Source organism: Aerosakkonema sp. BLCC-F183, assembly GCF_041929145.1.
Lineage (GTDB): Bacteria > Cyanobacteriota > Cyanobacteriia > Cyanobacteriales > Aerosakkonemataceae > Aerosakkonema.
This window is the reverse complement of sequence record NZ_JBHFNU010000061.1, coordinates 32,682-54,048: the sequence shown is the minus strand read 5'-3', so window position 1 is coordinate 54,048 and position 21,367 is coordinate 32,682. Positions and strand designations below refer to the sequence as shown.

At 44.2% G+C, this 21,367-nt stretch carries 16 protein-coding genes; 5 read left to right on the top strand and 11 right to left on the bottom strand.

What is annotated here, in order from left to right; genetic code table 11:
• Window positions 1-103: 103 nt before the first annotated feature.
• Together ACE1CD_RS17465 and ACE1CD_RS17460 are read right to left on the bottom strand one after the other, a co-directional pair.
• A complete protein-coding gene (locus tag ACE1CD_RS17465) occupies window positions 104-1,147 on the bottom strand; it encodes a fused MFS/spermidine synthase (RefSeq protein WP_374825746.1) in 1,044 nt (347 codons plus the stop codon).
• 70 nt (window positions 1,148-1,217) lie between these two features.
• A complete protein-coding gene (locus ACE1CD_RS17460; RefSeq protein ID WP_374825744.1) occupies window positions 1,218-1,913 on the bottom strand; it encodes a LuxR C-terminal-related transcriptional regulator in 696 nt (231 codons plus the stop codon).
• 112 nt (window positions 1,914-2,025) lie between these two features.
• Here ACE1CD_RS17460 and ACE1CD_RS17455 point away from each other — a divergent pair, with 112 nt between their 5' ends.
• The gene (locus ACE1CD_RS17455) at window positions 2,026-2,460 is read left to right on the top strand and encodes a DUF6220 domain-containing protein (RefSeq protein ID WP_374825742.1); all 435 of its coding nucleotides are present in this window, start codon (window positions 2,026-2,028) and stop codon (window positions 2,458-2,460) included.
• Between the two features lie 145 nt (window positions 2,461-2,605).
• Entirely contained in the window at window positions 2,606-3,445 is an 840-nt protein-coding gene (locus ACE1CD_RS17450) for a sulfurtransferase (RefSeq protein ID WP_374825740.1), read from the top strand.
• Between the two features lie 326 nt (window positions 3,446-3,771).
• Here the strand turns inward: ACE1CD_RS17450 and mnmE are convergent, their stop codons facing one another.
• The 3 genes from mnmE to ACE1CD_RS17435 form a co-directional block, all read right to left on the bottom strand.
• A complete protein-coding gene (gene mnmE, locus ACE1CD_RS17445) occupies window positions 3,772-5,166 on the bottom strand; it encodes a tRNA uridine-5-carboxymethylaminomethyl(34) synthesis GTPase MnmE (protein WP_374825738.1) in 1,395 nt (464 codons plus the stop codon).
• 90 nt (window positions 5,167-5,256) lie between these two features.
• Window positions 5,257-5,520, bottom strand: coding sequence for a helix-turn-helix domain-containing protein (locus tag ACE1CD_RS17440; protein ID WP_374825736.1), 264 nt, complete (start codon window positions 5,518-5,520; stop codon window positions 5,257-5,259).
• Window positions 5,521-5,738: 218 nt separating this feature from the next.
• Window positions 5,739-6,053, bottom strand: a complete 315-nt coding sequence (locus tag ACE1CD_RS17435; protein WP_374790119.1) for a helix-turn-helix domain-containing protein — start codon at window positions 6,051-6,053, stop codon at window positions 5,739-5,741.
• A gap of 181 nt (window positions 6,054-6,234) precedes the next feature.
• Between ACE1CD_RS17435 and ACE1CD_RS17430 the strand changes: the two genes are divergently transcribed.
• A complete protein-coding gene (locus ACE1CD_RS17430; RefSeq protein ID WP_374790117.1) occupies window positions 6,235-6,651 on the top strand; it encodes a hypothetical protein in 417 nt (138 codons plus the stop codon).
• Between the two features lie 5 nt (window positions 6,652-6,656).
• Here the strand turns inward: ACE1CD_RS17430 and ACE1CD_RS17425 are convergent, their stop codons facing one another.
• On the bottom strand, window positions 6,657-7,046 hold the full coding sequence (locus tag ACE1CD_RS17425) for a nuclear transport factor 2 family protein (protein ID WP_374790115.1): 390 nt from the start codon (window positions 7,044-7,046) through the stop codon (window positions 6,657-6,659).
• Window positions 7,047-7,516: 470 nt separating this feature from the next.
• Between ACE1CD_RS17425 and ACE1CD_RS17420 the strand changes: the two genes are divergently transcribed.
• Window positions 7,517-8,683 carry a zinc-dependent alcohol dehydrogenase gene (locus ACE1CD_RS17420; RefSeq protein ID WP_374790113.1) on the top strand — a complete coding sequence of 389 codons (1,167 nt, stop codon included), beginning with the start codon at window positions 7,517-7,519 and terminating at the stop codon, window positions 8,681-8,683.
• Window positions 8,684-9,032: 349 nt separating this feature from the next.
• On the opposite strand, the gene glgX is transcribed toward ACE1CD_RS17420, so the two are convergent.
• Window positions 9,033-11,159 carry a glycogen debranching protein GlgX gene (gene glgX, locus ACE1CD_RS17415; RefSeq protein ID WP_374825735.1) on the bottom strand — a complete coding sequence of 709 codons (2,127 nt, stop codon included), beginning with the start codon at window positions 11,157-11,159 and terminating at the stop codon, window positions 9,033-9,035.
• A 539-nt stretch (window positions 11,160-11,698) separates the two neighbouring features.
• Window positions 11,699-13,681, bottom strand: coding sequence for a 1,4-alpha-glucan branching protein GlgB (gene glgB / locus ACE1CD_RS17410; RefSeq protein WP_374825734.1), 1,983 nt, complete (start codon window positions 13,679-13,681; stop codon window positions 11,699-11,701).
• 335 nt (window positions 13,682-14,016) lie between these two features.
• On the opposite strand from glgB, the gene ACE1CD_RS17405 reads away from it, so the two are divergent.
• Complete coding sequence (locus ACE1CD_RS17405) at window positions 14,017-15,933, top strand: alpha-amylase family glycosyl hydrolase (RefSeq protein ID WP_374790109.1); 1,917 nt, start codon at window positions 14,017-14,019, stop codon at window positions 15,931-15,933.
• Between the two features lie 82 nt (window positions 15,934-16,015).
• Here the strand turns inward: ACE1CD_RS17405 and ACE1CD_RS17400 are convergent, their stop codons facing one another.
• From ACE1CD_RS17400 to ACE1CD_RS17390, 3 genes are read right to left on the bottom strand one after another with little or no spacing between them, the layout of a single operon-like run.
• On the bottom strand, window positions 16,016-17,104 hold the full coding sequence (locus ACE1CD_RS17400) for a response regulator (RefSeq protein WP_374825732.1): 1,089 nt from the start codon (window positions 17,102-17,104) through the stop codon (window positions 16,016-16,018).
• Window positions 17,105-17,111: 7 nt separating this feature from the next.
• A complete protein-coding gene (locus ACE1CD_RS17395; RefSeq protein WP_374825730.1) occupies window positions 17,112-20,915 on the bottom strand; it encodes a GAF domain-containing protein in 3,804 nt (1,267 codons plus the stop codon).
• The gene (locus tag ACE1CD_RS17390; protein WP_374825728.1) at window positions 20,912-21,352 is read right to left on the bottom strand and encodes a response regulator; all 441 of its coding nucleotides are present in this window, start codon (window positions 21,350-21,352) and stop codon (window positions 20,912-20,914) included. Before ACE1CD_RS17390 ends, ACE1CD_RS17395 begins: the two co-directional genes overlap by 4 nt.
• Between the last annotated feature and the right edge of the window lie 15 nt (window positions 21,353-21,367).

The window sequence follows — 21,367 nt, the reverse complement described above, 5'->3', positions numbered from 1 at the left end:
ATTTGGTTGGCAGCAACTAATCACGATTTTGCAACCGATCTAGTAATATGTCAATTTACTTAAGTGTCTGAAAATCGGGGAGTGTATATTTATGCCGGCGACTTTACGTCGATATAATTTTTAGATTGGTTTGGCCGTGACAATCATTCTGTAATTTTCCAGACCCACACATACAAAAACGACTTCCTCCAGTTCTAGCAATAGCAGGATTGACAGCAGGAAGATTGCCAAAATAATCTGATGGTGGAAAATCATCTAAAAGCACTCGTGCTTTTTCTAATTTTGGTACGTATTCTTGTAACTGTGTACCCATTTTCACTTCTAAAGCTCTCTCGGCCAAAGGAAATTCAAATTGATAGCGATTTGCTAAGTTTTTAGCTTTAGCCATTACTTCTCTTTTTTGCCGTATATCGCCGTTATTTGCGATGACGATCGCATTGCCCATTTTAGATGATAACACAACATAAACTTGCTCAAACACACTTTTAATTGTAAGCAACTTATCCGCAAAAAACGCATCATCTTGAAACAAGTTTACTACTACCACACCTTGCCCTGACAATCGTTGCAGACACAATTCGTAAAATTCTTGCGTTGCTAATCTGTAGGGACTATAACCCGTACCTAAAAAAACATCGCTGAGAATGATATCGTATTTAATATTTGCATTTTGTTGGGCAAGATACTCCCGTCCATCTTGAATAGCTACGCTCAAACGTTCGTCCAATTTCAGGCCAAAAAAATTCGTGGCTACTTGGAGTATTGCCGGATCGATTTCAGCACATTCAATAACTGCTTCTGGAAAATAGTGGTGTAAAACTAAGGGAATTATCCCACCACCTAACCCAGCTATGTAGATTCTCTGTGGCGTACTATTCCATACTAAACTCAACATCATTGCTTGCGTGTACAAACTTTTTAAATTGAGAGGTCGATCGCAGTCGAGTTCGGATTGAATCAAGTTTGCTGGGGAATTAAAACTGTCGCTAAAACCAAGAGTTATTGTAGATTTGGTTTTCGTTACCTTGATGTATTGATTGCCCGATTGCTGCACAAAAAAACAGCCTGGGCGAGCGGAACGTACTTTGTCGAGCCGCTGTTTTATCGCATTTAGATTGGTAGTTTGCCAAATTTCTCGATCGTTCATTTTTCAGCGCGATAAAGTCACAGGATTTGGGATTTTTAATTTTTGATTTGCTTTGACAGCATAAAATAAATTAACCAGCTTTGCTGTCAGGAGATAAAAGTTTTGAGTTTGCAGAAAGTTGAGCGACCATCTGAGTTCGAGAGGAAACATTAAGCTTGCGGAACATCCGCTTTAAAGCTTGTTTAACTGAATTTTCAGTAATCCAAAGTTCAGCACCGATTTCTGCATTTGTTCGCCCTTGGGCAACGAGTTCGGCAATTTGCAATTCCCGGCTAGTGAGGCGATTTGTCTTTAAGATTTGCTGTGACGATCGCACTGTTGCTACCCAAGTCGAGAGATGCAGACAAAGCGCACTCAAATCCATTAAATTTTGCGTATCGAATGAAGGCATTTCTCGCACGCGGGTAAAGCCAATTGCACCTACTAATTGTCCTTGGCTCACAATTGGGCCCGCCATAACGTGCCAGTGGTCTGGACGCGGACAAATCAATCGCCATGATGAAGGAGATACGACCAAAGCTTCGTGAACGGGGGTGTGTCGTTCCACTAGGTAACGCAAAACGGGATTGTGTTCGGTAGATAACGCCAATTCCATCAACTTTTGAAGATTGCGATCGCGTATTTTCTCAGGAAGCGCGTCGAAAAAAAATAATCCCGATCGTTTGGCGGCGAAATACTGGCCCACTTGAGTAGAAATGTGCGATCGCAATTCCTGTTCGTCTTTGGCTTGAGTGACGCTTTGAAATAAAGATTGCAAGTCAGCCATAGCAGAGCAAAGTGTACTCGATCGAGGTCTAGGCGGAGTTAGGTAGCACATTCTACCTTAGTTTCAGTCGAGGTAAATCCTCTAACCATCCAGCTTAAAGGATATTTTTCGCATGACTGTAAGTTCTAGTTTTGATGGCGTACAAGCATCACAACGCCAGAGTCAGAAGTTCTTTTACATCCTAGCAGTGTTGTTCAATCTCTGCGCGATCGCACAAGTATTGACCGTTGGATTGGCGTACTTTTATAACCCTGAGTGGTGGAACGCCCATGTTTGGCTGGTACGAGGCTACAGTGGCTTATCTCTAATTCTGCTGGTGTGGGCATACTGGATTCCATTTTCGCCCCAGGTGCGTCGCCTTGCGGTAAGTCTGCCAATCCTACTGGGGCTGCAATTTCTGACAATTCACCTGAAATTTCCGCTGCCTTTAGGAGTACTTCACCCCTTAATTGGTTTTGCGCTGTTTTCTGCTTCCACAAACTTAGTTCATCGTGTTTGGCGCACTCTAAATCCCAGCCTTGAGGAAGCTTTGGAGCGTCAAGGCTAGGGGGCTAGGGCGTCGGGCGTCGGGGCTAGGAAAGAGGGAGAGGGAAGAAAGGCGTCGGTCGAAGGGTTTCAGGTATTAAGAATTTTCATGACGCCTTCGCGGTTGCTATAACTCAATGTTTTAATTTCATTTGTGGAGAAAACTCATGTCTCAGTATGCTCATCCTGAAGTTTTAGTCGATACTCAGTGGTTAGAAAATCATCTCAAAGATCCGAATGTTCGTATTATCGAAGTGGATATGAGTCCAGAGCCATACAAAGATGTACACATTCCTGGGGCTGTGTTCTGGAATATCTTTACAGATTTATTGCTGCCAAATTTGAGCATAAATTTAGATGCAAAATCCTTTGAGAAACTGATGTCGCGATCGGGTATAACTAATGACACAATGGTAATTGCTTACGGTAGCTACCCAGGTACGGGCGCTTGGATCTTCTGGCTGTTGAAAGTGTTCGGACATGAAAATGTGCGAGTTCTCAATGGTGGATATCAGAAGTGGAACTCAGAAAATCGCCCAGTAGCAACAGAATTATCGACGTTTCCACCAGTTGAATATTCTGCAAAAGCGCCAGATGCCAGTTTACGAGTGTTGCATGAGGAAGTCCAGGCATCGATCGAGCGATCGGATCGGGTGTTGTTAGATGTTCGTACCCTTAAAGAATACACCGGCGAATACTTCTTCGATCGATCGCCGACAGAAACCGAACGCGCTGGACATATTCCCGGCGCGGTGCATATCGAACATCTGCTGACTCTCAACGAGGATGGAACTTTCAAATCGTTCAACGAGTTGCAGAGTCTTTACAACAGCAAAGGAATTACCTTTGACAAGGAGGTGTTTCCCTATTGTGCGATCGGTGGGCGTTCTGGCTACACTTGGTTTGTCTTAAAGTATCTACTAGGCTATCCGAACGTTCGGAATTACGATGGCTCGTGGAATGAGTGGAGTCGCCTTCCTCAAGTAGAGATCCAGAGGTATAGCTAGGGCGTCTGGCGTCGGGGAAGAAGTGTTTACAATCAAGGGTTTCAGGAATTCAGTTTTTGTGGCGATCGGAAAAATTTATTGAATCGTAGGGTGGGTTAAGCACGGGCGATAAATTCAGGTTTTTCAACCAATAATTAAATTCCCGTGCTGTAACCCACCATTACCCTCATCTGTAACAAGATGAACATTTTTCACCATAAACCCGAAATCTTCGCAATCATACTAAATCCGGGTTGATTACCCCCTTTTTAAACGAACCGCCAAGACGCGAAGAGCGCGAAGAGAAGAGGAAGAAGATAAAGGGTGTAGCTAACGCGGATTTGATATCACTTACCAATACAAAATCGGCTGAATATTCGATCGAGTACCGATTCTGTAACTTCCTCGCCAGTAATTTCTCCTAGTGCTTGAATAGCACCGCGCAAATCAATTGTCCAGAAATCAAGCGGCAGTCGATCGGCAATCGTCGCTTGCACTTGCTGTAGGGAAATTTGCGCTCTTGTCAGGGCTTCTGCTTGACGTTGATTGATTGCCAAGTCTAAGTTAGCTGCCAGGATATCGCCGGATTGAACTGCTGCTAAAATCGCTTTTTCTAGCGCATCAATACCTTGGTTGCGGGCGGCGGCTGTGAGGATTTTGGATTTTGGATTTTGGATTTTAGATTGCAGCAGTTTTAATCGATCTTCTGCGACTAAATCCATTTTATTGATGACTAAAATTACGGGGCGATGCTGCACTTGTAGGTAAATTTCTTCATCATCAGGCGTCCAACCTGCTTGGGCGTCTATTGTCAGCAATACTAAATCGGCATGAGAAGCAGCATGACGCGATCGCTCTACCCCGATCTTTTCTACCACGTCAGCGGTTTCGCGGATTCCGGCGGTATCGAGGACTTGTATGGGAATGCCACCCACTACCAGATGCGATTCTACAACATCGCGGGTGGTGCCGGGTAAGTCGGTGACGATCGCGCGATCGCTGCGACTCCAAGCGTTCAGCAAGCTGGATTTGCCCACATTCGGACGCCCGACAATTGCCACTTTCAAACCAGTACGCAGCAGTTCTCCCCGATCGGCTGTTGCTAAAATGCGAGTTACTTCTGCCAAAACTTGCTTTAGTTGAGCTTTCACCGCTTCTTCATCCAAAGGTGGCAAATCTTCCTCAAAATCGATTCTGGCTTCGATTTCTGCCAATATATCCAAACACGTCACGCGCAACTGACGGATCGGTTGGGCTAATTTTCCCTGCAATCCGGCGAGGGCAGTTTGGGCAGCTTGGGGCGATTTAGCACCCACCAAATCGGCGATACTTTCTGCCTGAGTTAGATCCAAACGCCCGTTTAAGAAGGCGCGAAGGGTAAATTCTCCCGGTTGTGCTAATCTGGCACCTTGTTCTACACACAGCTGCAATACCTGCTGTACGGCGATGATGCCGCCGTGACAGTGGAACTCTACCACATCTTCGCGGGTGTAGGAGCGGGGCGCTTTCATGATCAGCAACAAAGCTTCGTCCACTAGCTGCTGCGTTTGAGGATGGCGGATGTAACCGTAGAGGATGCGGTGAGTTTCCCACGGTTGACTCCCTGGCGCGTGGAAGAGGGCGCGTGCGATCGCGATTGCTTGAGTACCTGACACTCGCACGATGCCGACGCTGCCCTGTTGGGGGACAATTGCTGTGGCTAGAGCTGCGATCGTTGTGCCTGTCGTCAATGTCTGGGACATTCTACTCGTTTAACTTCGGACTGGTACTCTATTGGCTAGGGTAGCAGTCCCAGGTTGCTAAGTGCGATCGATCGGACGATTCCCAAGCTTCTACTTTTTGCCTTTGACGCCGTTGGTGATTTCTTCCTTCACCAGCATTAATTCATACAGTTCGCCCAGCGTATAAGTCTTGCCCGTCTCAGGATTTTGTGGTTCTAAAGCTACCCGTAACGTTTCTAGGGTGTCGGCTTGGATTTTAGTGACAAACCCATTCTCAATGCTATTGGCTGTACTGGCTGGCAAGCCGCAATAACCTTGTAATTCTTGGAGACTCCAGCCTTTGATTTCTCTGGCGTTACGAAGGATCTCTCCCACACGCAGGACTCCCTGAGAGTTGAATCGATATCGACCTGAACTTTGCCTCACTTGACTTTTGCCCACAGTCTCTAACTAAATCAAAGTAGGGTTATTTAACTCATTTATTCATTTTAGGTCACTGAGACATTTACGTTATACAGCATACTGTATAAAATATATTTTTAAGGCTCCTAAGTGCGATCGTGTAGCGCAATTGAGCAGACGATACCAATTTTTTATCTTTTCCCTTTGACGCCGTTTAGTATTTCTTCCTTAACCAGCATCAATTCATACAATTCCCCTAGTGTATAAGTTCTACCTGTATGGGGATTTTGGGGTTCTAAGGCTACCCGCAAGGTTTCCAGCGTATCGGCGTGAATTTTTGTTACACACCCATTTTCAATGTCGCTGGATGTGCTTGGTGGAAGTCCGCAATAATTCTGCAACTCTTGGAGACTCCAGCGCTTGGTTTCTCTGGCACCGCGAAGAATCTCTCCAACACGCAGGATTCCCTCACGGTTGAATCGATAACGACCTGAACTTTGTTCCACTCTTCGCTCGCTCCCAGTTTTAACCTTGATCGATATAGGCGTATCTAAACTTAGTTTATACATTCTATGTCAAAAGTATTGCCTTTCCCTTTCGCTATAGCGTAGAATTAAAATATTCGCGCTAGCGCATAAGATGAAGCGAATAAAGATAAAGGCCAGAAGGAAAAGAGAGAGCATCATCATGTCCCGCAAAAGCCAAAGCTTGATTGCTACCGGGAAAATCAACCCGATCGAATGGTACATATCGAAAAGTGAGGCGGCTGTAGCGCTAAAAGACTTCGGCATTCCCCTCAAGGAAGTGAAAAAGGTACGCTGTCTGAAGCATCAAGTGTGCGTGTCGTACTGGGATGTAGACGGAAAGGTGTGCTGTTCATTTTTCAGCTACCGGATTTTCGAGCGCTGGCAAAAGGCAGTCGAACGGCTAATTGACAATTGCCAAACTTTTGGGGAATGGGAGCGGCTGAGAGATATTATCCAGTACGATATGCTGCAATTCCCTTATCCATTAGAGATGGCCGATCGAATTTGGGATACATTGAAAAACAGTTGGCATCTGTTGAGGACAGCTGTGCGAATAGCAGAAGCATTAGCAGTTTGAGGCTATCAACCCATCAAAGGACTACCGTGGTGATGTATTAGATACCACTTGCCACCCATAAACTCAAATATATTGGTAGCGGTTGATTTGGCTTGGACTTTTCTCCCAGAGTTAACTTGCAAAACATTTTCTACCAGGATGACGTAAGCGATATTGTTGCGAACCTCTGTGGTGACAATATTTGTGTCAATTTCTATGTATTGAGTGTTTTTAAATATAGTTTCCCAAGAAGAGCGAATCTCTTTCCATCCTTTGAGCGCCTTGCGTCCGGGATGAATGCAAACTGTGGCAATTCCCTGCGACCAAACCGCACTCATCGCTTCGATGTCTTTTTTTTCAAAAGCTCGATAAAAAGCTTCGTTGGCTGCTAATACTTCGCTATGTTCATCGGCCATTTTTCACCTTACCTAAAAATTTACGGATTCCCGTAAGAATATGTTATTATTACACATTTTTTTGGAAAAATTGCCGATCGCTATATCTAGTAGGGGCAATTCATAAATTGTCCCTACATTCAGGGCTGCTGTGGAAGTCCTAAATAATTGCCCCGACCTTATAAGTTTACGCAAAGAAACCCAGGTTTCTGGCCGAGTCACTCAGTTATGTTAAATAAACAAGTATTTTTTTATACAAAGCTCGGACTGTTGAGAACTACTACTTTTGTCAGAGCGAAATCTATAGAAATTAAGACTATTGAAAGATTAGGAGTAATGAGCGTTCAACTATAACTCTAACTAAGTCGCTATTTGGACAAATTTGTGGCATAACGTTTGAGAACTTGCCGCGCTTCATGAACCATCTTAAAGACGTTAAAGCCTAAAACGATAAGCGATCGCACTAGCAACAAACAACAAAGGAAAAAACAATGAAAGCAGTTTGCTGGCAAGGCAACAATAAAGTGGGAGTCGAAACCGTACCCGATCCCAAAATCATCAATCCGCGTGATGCCATTGTTAAAATCACAACAACGGCGATTTGCGGTTCGGACCTACACCTTTATGACGGCTACATCCCCACGATGGAACAAGGCGACATCTTGGGGCATGAATTCATGGGAGAAGTCGTTGAATTAGGTAGTGAAGTCAAGAATATCAAAATAGGCGATCGCGTAGTCGTTCCCTTTCCCATTGCTTGCGGTGGCTGTTTCTTCTGTCAACGGCAGTTAACGTCTCTGTGCGATAACACCAACCCCAACGCCTGGATAGCGGAAAAAATTATGGGTTATTCCCCATCCGGTATTTTCGGCTACTCGCATATGTTGGGTGGCTACGCAGGAGGTCAAGCAGAATACGCTCGCGTTCCCTTTGCCGATGTCGGATTGTTCAAGATTCCGGATGGATTGACAGACGAACAAGTCGTGTTTCTGACCGATATCTTTCCTACCGGATATATGGCAGCAGAAAACTGCAATATTCAGCCCGGTGATACTGTCGCCATCTGGGGCTGTGGGCCAGTTGGCCAATTCGCGATTAGAAGCGCTTATGTGCTGGGTGCAGAACGAGTCATCGCGATCGATCGCGTTCCCGAACGTTTGCAAATGGCAAAAGACAGCGGGGCAGAAGTGTTGAACTTTGAGGAAATCGATGTTGGTGAAGCCCTCAAAGAAATGACGGGCGGTCGCGGTCCCGATGCGGTGATGGATGCAGTGGGAATGGAAGCTCACGGTATGGGGCTAGAAGGATTGTACGATAAAGCCAAACAAGCCGTGCGATTGGAGACCGATCGCCCTCATGTTCTCAGACAAGCGATCGTCGCCTGTCGCAAAGGTGGTACTGTATCAATTCCCGGCGTTTATGGCGGCTTTATCGACAAAGTGCCGATGGGTGCTGCCATGAACAAAGGCTTGACCTTTAAAATGGGACAAACCCACGTTCATCGATATTTGCGTCCGTTACTCGATCTCATCCAAAGTGGTAAGATCGACCCATCTTTTGTAATTACCCATCGTCTACCCCTAGACCAAGCACCGCACGGCTACGAAATTTTCAAACACAAGCAGGACAACTGCATCAAAATTGTACTCAAACCTTAAGCAGATTGAGCCAACATTTGTTTCAATACGTGTTGGCTCTCTCGTTTTTGTGGTGAGAATAAAAACTATTTGACTTTTAGATCGCCCGTGCCTAACCCACCCTACGATTAAATAACTACGATTAAATAACTGATGAAGTGGGAAGTTTGGATCTCGATCGTCTAGAACGCCGCATCCGCCAAGTTCTGGAAGCATAGTATAGCGCTTCGGATAAGCACGAAAAGAAACCCGGTTTCCGAAAAGAAACCCGGTTTCTTAAAGAAACCGGGTTTCTAGGCTGAGGGAGAATTAATATTTTTCCCTCTTACCTTTTGACTTTTGACTTTTGACTTTTGACTTTTGACTTTTTCTAGGGTAGACGCCGCAACAGCACGATCGATCTCCCGGTCACCGGTACAGCTTTACCATCTGTGAAAATAGGGCCATCTTCGATGAAATCGGACTCCTTAGTATCGATGACAACCTGCCACTCTCTGTTTTCTATACCCTCCGGTAACTTGAATTCGATCGTTTCCCAGTAGGCATTAAAGAACAACAGAAAGCTTTCATCCATGATGCGCTGACCTTGGCGTCCAACTCTGGGAATTTCCTCGCCGTTCAAGAAAACGCCAATTGACTTAGCAAAACCATCATTCCACTGTTCGTCACTCATCTCGCTACCATCGGGATTGAACCAGACAATATCGCTGATAGTCCTACCGTGGATGGGTCTGCCTTGAAACCACTTGCGTCGCTGGAATACCGGATGCTTGCGGCGGAAAAAGATCAGCTGGCGAACGAAATTTAACAGCTCGGCTTTTTCCTGTGGAAATTCCCAATTTATCCAAGAAATTTCATTATCCTGGCAGTAGGCATTATTGTTACCCTTTTGGGTGCGTTCCATTTCGTCGCCGTAAACTAGCATCGGTACGCCTTGGGAGAGGAACAGCGTCACCAAGAAATTCCGCTTTTGTCGTTCCCGCAACGCCAACACTTCCGGGTCATCGGTCTCCCCTTCTACCCCGCAATTCCAAGAACGGTTGTGACTTTCGCCATCGGCGTTCCCTTCTCCGTTCGCTTCGTTGTGCTTTTCGTTGTAGCTGACCAAATCGTAGAGAGTAAAGCCATCGTGGGCGGTAATAAAATTGATACTGGCATAAGGACTGCGCCCATTCGTCTGGTACAAGTCAGAACTACCAGTCAAGCGGTAAGCGAATTCTCCTAAACTACCATCCTCACCGCGCCAGAAGTCGCGCATGACATCCCGATACCTGCCATTCCACTCCGACCACAACAGGGGGAAGTTACCCACTTGATAGCCGCCTTCTCCTACATCCCAAGGTTCGGCAATCAGTTTCACATCGGCGAGTACTGGGTCTTGGTGGATGATGGTGAAGAAAGATGCCAGACTATCCACATAAAATAGTTCGCGTGCCAGTGCGGAGGCAAGGTCAAAGCGGAAGCCATCGACGTGACATTCCAATACCCAGTAGCGCAGACTATCCATGATTAATTTCAAGATTTGCGGATGTCCGACGTTGAGGGTATTGCCGCATCCAGTAAAATCCATGTAGTAGCGGCGATCGTCTGGCGAGAGTTGATAGTAAGCGGCGTTATCTACGCCGCGAAACGACAAGGTGGGGCCTTTGTGATTGCCTTCGCCGGTGTGGTTGTAAACGACATCCAAAATGACTTCAATTCCGGCTTTGTGCAGCGCCTTTACCATTTCCTTGAATTCCCGTACCTGACCCCCCGGAGTTCGATCGCAACTGTAACCGGAGTAGGGGGCAAAGTAATTGATGGAATCGTAACCCCAGTAATTTTTCAGTCCTTTATCAAGCAGATGTCCGGGATAGCTTAGGAAGTGATGCACCGGCATCAGTTCTACTGCTGTAATTCCTAATGACTGAAGGTGGGCGATACTGGCAGGATGGGCGAGTCCGGCATATGTACCGCGCAGTTCTTCCGGCATATTCGGTTGCAGTTGGGTGAAGCCTTTGACGTGGACTTCGTAAATAATCGATTCGTGGAAGGGAGTTCGCAGGAGTGTATCGCCTTCCCAATCAAAAGATTCGTCGATTACAACCGATTTGGGAATGAGGTGGGCGCTATCTAATTCGCTGAAAGAGAGGTCTTGGGCTGGGTCTTCCCAAGAGTAGCCAAACAGTTCTGGCCCGTTGACGACATCGCCGTCAATCGCTTTTGCATAAGGGTCGATCAAAAGTTTGTTGGGGTTGAAGCGATGACCTTGCGATGGATCGTAGGGGCCATGCACTCGGAAGCCATAACGTTGTCCCGGCGCTACTCCGGGTATGTAGCAGTGCCAAACGCGGTTGTCGTATTCACTCAGAGGGATGCGTTTCTCGTTGCCATCTTTGTCAAACAGACAAACTTCTACAGCTGTCGCGTTTTCGGTGAATAAGGCGAAATTTGTGCCTTTGCCATCCCAAAAGGAACCTAAAGGATATACATTTCCGGGCCAGACTTCTAGGTGCATATTTGCAAACTCACGAAAAAAAGATAGTCAGATAGAATCAGCTAGCGCATGAAGAAGTTGAAATTTCAGATTTGCAATTTCAAATTGAAGAATATTTTTCAATCTGAAATTGCAAAGGTGAAATTTGCGATTATTTTATGGATAAAGCACTGAAAATTTAAGCGAAGGAAACAAATCGAGTTGTAGGGTAGCAACGAAAAGAGACAATCTATTCAGAGATGGCTACACGAGCAAACGCTCATTCTGTTTAATAATTAAAATCTCTGAGATAGAATGACCGTTGATGACTAACCTTTTGTTCTAACGATGAGTTGTACTTAATTTAACTCTCGATATTTTTTTTCGGTTCTATCGTAAGAAGTAATTATTGTCAGCCAAGTTGTAATTGTGAATACAAAAGTGGTTGACCATATTCAGGTTGGCTTGTCAAGAGAAAGAGAAAGGACTTTTCGGTGTTTAATTTTCAGGGCTGACGTAGCAGCCGGAAATGTAGGGTAAATTTATGAATTCACCCTACATTTGGGACTGCTGCTTAAGTGCTAATCTTGTTCGATCGCTCGCTCGTTTTTAAAGAAGACAACACCCAAGGGCGGTAGAATCAGATTGAGAGAATAGGGTCGTCCGTGACAGGGAATTTCCTGCGCTTTTTGACCGCCGAAGTTACCGACTCCGCTACCACCGTATTCCCCAGCATCGCTATTGAGCAATTCTTTCCAGTAGCCATCTGTGGGAACGCCAATTCGGTAATCGTAACGAGGTATGGGAGTAAAATTGCACACTACCAAGACGATCGATTTTGACGAATTTGGATCGGAAGGTGCTTCGGATTCCTCTGTTTCCAGCGCCCAACTTCCTTTGCGAATTAAGCTGACAACGCTATTTTCGGAGTCGTTGCAATCAATCCACTCAAAACCATTGGGGTCGCAGTCGAGTTCGTGAAGTGCCGGTTCTTTTCGGTAAATTTTGTTCAAGTCAGCCACCCATTTTTGCAAACCGGCGTGGGTGGGATAACCTAACAAATGCCAATCTAAGCTGGTGTCGTGGTTCCATTCGCTCCATTGACCGATTTCGCCACCCATAAATAGTAGCTTTTTGGCGGTGGAGGCGTACATATAACCGAAGAGCGATCGCAAAGAAGCAAATTTCTGCCAATAGTCTCCCGGCATTTTACCAATTAGCGACCCTTTGCCGTGTACGACTTCATCGTGAGAAAGCGGTAAGATGAAGTTTTCGTTGTACGCATACAGCATTCTGAAAGTAAGCAGGCGATGATGATATCTGCGGTGGATGGGGTCTTGACTCATGTAGCTGAGGGTGTCGTGCATCCATCCCATGTCCCACTTGTAATTGAATCCCAAACCGCCTAAATAGCTGGGACGAGATACCATCGACCAAGAAGTTGATTCTTCCGCTATAGTCATGACATCGGGGAAGCGATCGTAAATTGCTTCGTTGAAACGACGGATAAAGGAAATTGCTTCTAAATTTTCATGTCCGCCGTATTGATTTGCTACCCATTCGCCATGTTTGCGAGAATAATCCAGGTAAAGCATGGAAGCTACCGCATCGACTCGCAATCCGTCAATGTGGCACTTTTCTAACCAAAAGAATGCACTGCTGATGAGAAAACTTTTGACTTCGTTGCGTCCGTAATTGAAGATAGCGCTATTCCAATCCGGGTGATATCCTTGTCGCGGATCGGCGTGTTCGTAGAGATGAGTGCCATCAAAATAGGATAGGGCAAATTGGTCTGTAGGGAAATGGGAAGGCACCCAATCTAAGATAACGCCGATATCGTTCTGGTGCAAATAATCCACCAGATAAATGAACTCTTGCAGAGTTCCGTAACGACTGGTGGGGGCGAAGTAACCGGTAGCTTGGTAGCCCCAAGAAGCGAAGAATGGATGTTCTGTGATGGGCAGAAATTCTACGTGAGTAAAGCCCATTTTTTGCAAGTATTCTGTCAGTTTGGGGGCGAGTTCCCGATAGGAAAGCGAACGATTTCCGTCTTCCGGTACTCGCATCCAGGAACCGATGTGCATTTCGTAAATGGAAATGGGCGCATTGAGGGTATTGCGTTGGCGGCGCTTTGCCATCCATTCGCGATCGTTCCAAGTGTATTCGCTATCCCAAACGACAGATGCGGTTTTGGGAGGTATTTCGTAAGCAAGCGCCATAGGGTCTGCTTTTTCTACCTCATAACCGCTGCGGGAAACGATGTGGTACTTGTAAACATCTCCTTTTTTGACGCCGGGAATAAAACCTTCCCAAATACCGGTTAGTCCTCTTGCTTTCAGCGGATTGCGATCGCGACCCCAATCGTTAAAATCACCTTTTACGGTGACATAAACGGCGTTGGGAGCCCAAACTGCGAAGTAGGTTCCCTGCACATTGTTGTGCGTCATTGGGTGAGAACCCAATTTGTCATACAAGTTGAAGTGAGAGCCTTCGTTGAAGAGATAAACGTCATCTTCGGTGAATAATGTCAGGTCGGTGCTGATTCCTAATTGAGTTGCGACCATGTTTTACCTCATCGCGATCTTTTGAGTAATTCCATTTTGCATTACGCTTACTGGGTCGGTTCGCGTTTATTTGCAGATAGCGATCGCTTTCTTTCAAAAGTAGTATTTATGCTATTTTTTAGGAAAATTTGAGTATGGTTTCATCTGGGGCGTAAGTTCTCCTATTTAGAAAAAAAACATCCCGCTTAAGGATGAGCGTAAATTTGGGCTGAGGAATAAATTATATCTACCCTAAGATACAAGATAAATCCCCCTAAAATAGGTAATACTCGCACAAGAATGTGTTTCTTTAAAAGCCAACCCAAATACTTTCTACAGCCATATAAAGGAATATTATGGTATCAACCCCGCCGTCTCAACGTTCGACCGTTCAATATGAGGTAGGAGATCAATACAAAGAAATTGATACTCTAGTAACCGAACAGAAAACAGAGACTGATATAGATTTGGAGTTTCTGTATACTAGAGACATTGAATTTCGCCAAGAAACTATTTATTTCATCGTTGTCGATCGCTTCCATGATGGCGATCCGGAAAACAGCGAAGGGCCAAACCCAGAACTTTACGACCCAGAAGGACAAGATTGGGGAAAATATTGGGGCGGAGACTTACAGGGAATTATCGACAAACTCGATTATTTAAAGAACTTGGGAGTCACGGCGATATGGCTGACTCCCCTGTTCGAGCAAGTGGAAGCATTATTTGTGAATAGCGCCGCCATTCATGGCTACTGGATTAAAGATTTCAAGCGAATTAATCCTCGCTTTATCAAAAAAGATGAAGATCCTTCTTTGAACAAAACCCAAGAAAGCAAGGACACAACTTTTGACAGGTTGATTGCTGAATTGCACAAACGGAAGATGAAATTTATTCTGGATATTGTGTGTAACCACAGCAATCCGGATTTCAGCGGTAAGAAGGGCGAACTTTACGATGACGGGGTGAAGATTGCGGATTTCAACGATGATAAAAATAACTGGTATCACCACTATGGTGAAGTAACTAACTGGGAAGACGAATGGCAGGTACAAAACTGCGAATTGGCAGGTTTGGCAACCTTCAACGAAAACAATCCAGAGTATCGAAATTACATCAAATCGGCGATTAAGCAATGGCTCGATCGAGGTGTCGATGCGTTGCGGGTGGATACGGTTAAACATATGCCGATTTGGTTTTGGCAGGAGTTTAACGCCGATATCCAAAACCACAAACCGGATATTTTTGTGTTTGGGGAGTGGATTTATAACGACCCCAGAAATGAGCGATCGCTCGAATTTGCCAACTGCTCTGGTATGACAATTCTCGATTTTGGTCTTTGCGTAGCGATTCGGGCAGCTTTGGCGCAAGGAGCAGAAGGAGGATTTCATCTCATACAAGATGTCCTGAGTATGGATTCTCGCTACAACGGGGCAACCGAGTTAATTACCTTTATCGATAATCACGATATGCCTCGGTTTCAGTCGCTGAATCCCGATCCGGATATGCTGCGATTGGCAATAGATTTGATTATGACAAGTCGCGGTATTCCTTGCATTTATTACGGCACGGAACAGTATCTTCACGACGATACAAATGGTGGCAACGATCCTTACAATCGCCCGATGATGGAAAGTTGGGATATGGAAACGCCTGTCTATCGGGATGTACGGTTGCTATCTGGTTTGCGGCGGTTGAATCCGGCAATTTCTCTGGGGAGTCAGTGGCAAAAATACCTGACTCCCGATGTTTATTGTTACGTGCGACGTTATCGGGAAAACCGCTGTTTTGTGGCGATGAATAAGGGCGAACCTGTGACAATTGAATCGGTACAAACAGATTTGCCCGATGGAGAACATACCGATGTTTTATCGCGGCGCAAGTTTGAAGTTAAAGATGGGTGTTTGCATGACTTGCATCTAGAGTCGAAGGAAGTGATTATTATCAGTCACGTTGCAGAGCGAGTCAAAGGACAAACGATCGTGCGGGTGCAACTGAACGGCGTCAATACTCAACCCGGTGAAAGGATTATCGTCATCGGTGATTGTCCTGAGTTAGGCAACTGGGATATCGCCAAAGGTTTCGAGTTGGAATATATCAACGAAAACACTTGGTTTGGCGAAATTGCTTTTAATGAAAGTGCCGGCAAACTGATTTCTTACAAGTACGCGATGTTGCGCGAAGGTACATCGCCATTGCGAGAAAATGTTGTCGGTCGTCGCTGGTTTGTCGCCAGTGAAGGCACAGTCAAATGGCGCGATGCTTGGGCTTGGTAATAGTAAGGTGGGCAAAAGCCCACCTTCTCAGATTTTCAGTAATTAACATTTGATGAAACCTTTTTACGATGTTATTATAATGTCAAATTTCCACTGTAAAAATTGCTCCTTTGGGCTGATTGCTTTCTACGAAAATGCGACCGCCATGCGCTTCTACTACCAATTTACAAAATGATAACCCCAAGCCAGTTTGAGCTACTCCTTTAGCCAATTCTCCGACTTCGTATTTTTCAAATATAGACTGACGCAATTCTTCACTAACTCCCTTGCCCCAGTCTTTCACCTGAATTTGAAATTTTTCTTCCGAAAGATAATCAATTTTTAGTTCCACTTGACCTTTTGAGGGAGAAAACTTGATGGCGTTGGAGAGGAGGTTATCGATAACTCTTCGGATTAGAGAATCATCCAAGTGAAATATTTTTCCCGGTTTTGGCAGGTGAGCAATTAATTTTACTTGATTCTGATTAGCAATTTGTTGAAATTCAGAAATAACATCTTTAGCAATATTATATAAATCTACTTCTGTGCAGTTAAGTACCAATTTCCCTGCATCGATTTTTGCCATGATTAATAAGTTATCGATGAGGAACTTTAAACGTTGTCCGGAACTAACAATTCGATCGACTCTTTTCTTTTGCTTTAGATCGAGATCGGCCATTGACAAAATATCGCAAGCAAACAAAATACTTGCTAAAGGATTGCGAAGGTCGTGAACGATCGCATATGCCATGTCTTCTCTTAATTGCAGAGATGCTTCTTTAACTTGCAGCAATTCTTGCAGCATATCGTATTGATGTTTAATCCGCAGCATAGAACGAACTCTGGCTCGCAATTCTATGCCACTGACTGGTTTGCTAATGAAGTCATCCGCACCCATTTCTAAACCTTTCGCTAAGTCTTCTTTCGCAGTTAGTGCTGTCACCATGAGGATGGGGATATGCTGCCATTTGGGATTTGCTTTAATCGTGCGGCAAACTTCAAATCCGTTGAATACAGGCATCATAACGTCAAGCAATATGACATCAGCCTGCTGCGCTTCCAGTTGACGAATTGCTTCGTCACCGCTGGAAGCGTAACGAAGATCGTATCCTTCTTTAAAGAGCAAGATTTCGATAACATCAAAGTTATGTTGCTCATCATCTACTACTATTATGGACGGGGTTTTATTCATGGCCATCTTACTCTGTTGTGACATCTGGATAAACAAATCGATCGATGAGGTTTTTCAATTTTTTTAATCTCACAGGTTTAGTTAAATATTCATTTGCACCGACACTTAAGCATTTTTCTTTGTCTCCTGGCATGGCTAAGGCAGTTAAGGCAATGATGGGAATATTTATCCCCTCGTCACGAATCATTTGAATGGCGGTTAATCCATCTACTTGTGGCATTTGAATATCCATAAGAATCAATTGAGGTTGAAGTTTTTTGGTTAAATTTAAGCCATCTAAGCCATTACGAGCGACCTCAAATTGATAGTTTTCTTCTTGGAAATAATTAACAAATGTTTCGATATTCTCTTCGTTATCTTCTACCAACAAAATCAAAGGAGATAGAGATTTTTTTGCAGTTAAACCAGTCTTAATAATTTCTGAGTTTCGCTGAGCATCGTTTCTCGGTAATATAGATAAATCTCGCTCGACGTTGAGATTGCCTTGGTAGGGTAACAAAACTGTAAATTCGCTACCTCGACCGAGTTCGCTGACTACAGAAATTTGGCCACCGTGCATTTCCACAATGCGCCGCACTAAAGCTAAACCCAAGCCGGTACCGGCGTATTGACGGTTCAATTTGCTGTCAATTTGAACAAAGGATTGAAAAAGTTTGCCAATGTCTTGTTCGGCAATGCCAATGCCAGTATCTTTTACCTTAAAAGATATCGTTTGCGTAGTTTGGCTGGTATAAACTTCTAGGGTTACTTGACCGCGATCTGGAGTAAATTTTACGGCATTGGTGAGCAAATTGATCAAAGCTTGGCGCATTCGCCGATCGTCTACCGGAATTTCATCGATATCGCCCGTAATTTCTGTAATTAATTTAATATTTTTATGTTGGGCTAATTGGCGCACAAAAGCTATACTAGAATCGCACAAATTCCGTATAGGCACTCTTGTAATTTGCAATTCGAGTTGGCCTGATTCTATTTTAGAAAGGTCGAGAATATCTTCGATCAAATCTAACAGATGTTGACCGCTTTTTTCCAGCATAATAATCGCTTTTCGCTGTCGGTCTGTCAAAGAACCGTAAACTTCATCTAACAATCCTTCCGACATTCCTAAAATCACATTGAGAGGAGTTCGCAATTCGTGACTCATGTTAGCCAGAAATTCATCTTTGAGGCGAGTTGCGCGAGCTAATTGGCTATTGAGGATTGCTAAATTTTTATTGCTTTCCTCCAATTCCTTTTTGATTTTTCTTTGTTCTGCTAAAGCTCGTTCTCTTTCTGCCAATTCAAATTGCACTTGTTGGTATAGTTCGGATTGCTGAATGGCGATCGCTAATTGCTCTGCCAGTTGCTTTATTAATTCTATTTCCCAAGTTTCCCATTCCCGAACATAAGCACACTGGTGGACAACTAACAAACCCCATAATTTTTGTTGTTGAATAATGGGAATGCCCAGTTGCGATCGCACTTGCAGCGTTTTTATGAAATCTTTTAAACAATCACTATAGGTATCGTTTACCAAGTCAGAATTGGCAAATATTTTTCCGGATTGGTAGCTTTCATATAGGTATTGTGGAAATAGTTCTTCAGAGTAAGTCCGATTTAAAAGACCAGTCCAAACCGGGCTGATACTTTCAGCAATTACTTTACCGCTGCGATTAGGAAAAACTCGATAAACTAAGACGCGATCGGCTTGCAAAACTTGATGAATTTGTTCTACGGCGGTATTCAGAATTGTTTCTAGGTCTAAGTTTTCCCGAATGCGTTGGGTAATTGTCAAAATCAAGTTTTCCCGTTCGTACTGTTTTTGGAGGGCGATTTCTGCGCGTTTGCGATCGCTAATATCCAACACCACAGCAATTGCTTGATTCGGATCGTCCTCCAACTGCACAGCACCCAACAACACCGGGACGCGGCGACCATCTTTAGTGAGATACTCTTTTTCTTGCGGTAGCAGGGAGCCTGTAGACCGAAGTTCTTCGAGTACATATCGATCGGCTTCCGCAAACTCTGGTGGTGCGATCTTATCCCATTGCAATCTACCTGCTTGTAAATCTTCCCTGGTGTAAGCCAGCATGGATAAAAAATGATTGTTTACATCGATAATTTGCCCATCTATACTGACAAAACCAATACCAACTACATTAGATTCAAACAAACGCCGGAAGCGAGATTCGCTGCGTTGTAAAGCGATTTCTCCTTGCTTGCGCGTTAAAGTAGTAGCGACGTAAGTGGCGATAGTTTTAGCCAATCTAATTTCGTCTTTAGTAAACAGATGGTCTGTAGTGTATAAAACGACTATTTTGCCCAGGAAATTATTTTGATAACGCAGTGGAAAACAGGCAGATGCTTGAATTTTTTCATTTGTGCCCGTCTCGTCCATTTCCGGCGTAATTCCCTGCCGCTCTTGACGATTCCAAAGCACCATTCTCTCAGCATTGAGCAGTTCCGGGAAAGATTCAAAATAAGCTGCTATGTGTTTGTGACAGCTATGTTTTTGGGCAGCATAAGCTTCATGGCAGAAAATTTGGTTTGCACCTACGCTCATGAGCGTAGCACAAGGCGCTTTAAGAGCTTGTTGTATCCCTTCCAAGCCAATTTGATAGATCTCTTCTAGGGTATTGGCTTTGTTGAGTGCAGCTACTAATTGATAAACTTTATTCAAACGTTCGATTTGTAAATTCAGCGCTGCTTCTGTTTTTTGATGTTCTGCAATCTCTTGAATAAGATTCTTGTTAACTAAAGTCAGTTCGGCAGTACGTTGGGCAATTCTTTGCTCTAATTCGACGTTGAGTTGTGCCAAGGCGATTTCGGCTTTGCGTCGTTCTGCCAGTTCAAATTTTGCTTGCGCTAAGGCGCTAGCTTGTTGAATGGCAATGGCAATTTGTACGCTTAAGCGATCGAGAAAATGCAACTCCCACGTTTTCCAGTCACGGGTATCGGAACATTGATGAGCAACAAGTAACCCCCAAAGATAAGATGATGGTTGGGAATCTAGGGGAATTTCCCCAGCAGTTATTTCCGAAATTTGACGTTGGATCGAAATCGGTACGACCAAATTTGCTTTAACTTCAAATTTTTCTAAAAGCTCAATGTGGCAATCGGTTAATCCGGCGGTGTAAATATCTGCGATCGCACGTTTTTTACCCACCTGATATTCTACCGCCTTATTTTGCTGAAAGCAAGTATCTTTGATATCCTCATTCAAAGAACTGTTCCATTGAGGCAACACCGACTCCGCCACAATTTTACCGCTCATATCCGGAGCGAACTGGTAAACTAAAACTCGGTCTGCCTTCAATAGCTGCCGTACTTCCACTACCGTTCGATCCAGCACGTTTTGTATATCTAAGGATTGACGAATTCGCAGAGAAATTTCTGCAATTAATCGTTCCTGTTCCTGTTGTCTCTCTAATGTATAAATTAATTCAAATTTTTCAATTATATTGCGAACGGAGCGACAGAGAACTTCCGCCGTTAATTTCCCTTTCACGAGATAATCTTGCGCCCCGCTTTTCATCGCTTGGACAGCAATTTCTTCGTTTCCCTGTCCGGTGAGCATAATTATCGGTAACTGGGAACAATTTTTTTGTAACTTCAGTTGCTCGATAAACTCCACTCCATCTGCATCGGGCAGTACAAAATCTAGCAGAATCGCATCAGGTAGTTCCTCTTGACAATAGCTCAAACCTTCTGCCACCAATTCAGCTTCTATAAAGCGATATTTATATGTGTTTGCTTTTTCTAAAAAGCGACGATAAGCAGTTCTATCTTCTGCCGCATCATCAATCATTAAAACACTTTTTCGCTCGCTCATTTTTGATTAATATTACTATCTGGTATAATTGCCAATTCAAGCCAATAATGCAAAAAATCTGTTATGGTACATTTTAATTGTTCCAGTCCCATTGGCTTGAGCATATAACTGTTCGTACCGTTCTGGTAACAATCTCTAACATCCTTGGGATTAGACGAAGAAGTCAGCACCACAACTGGAATAATTTTTAAAGTATTATCCTGCTTGATTTGTTGAATCACATCTCTTCCATCAGTTCCGGGTAAATTCAAATCCATCAAAATTACCGAGGGACGGGGTGACTGTTCCGGATTGGCGTAAGGGCCTTGGCGATAGAGATAATCAATTGCTTCGTCTCCATCCCGCACCCGATGAACCGCAGTTTTACATAACGATTGTTTTAACACCCTTTCCAAGGCGGTAAAATCTTCATCGCTATCTTCAACAACTAAAATCATTTTTCTCCCCTTAGC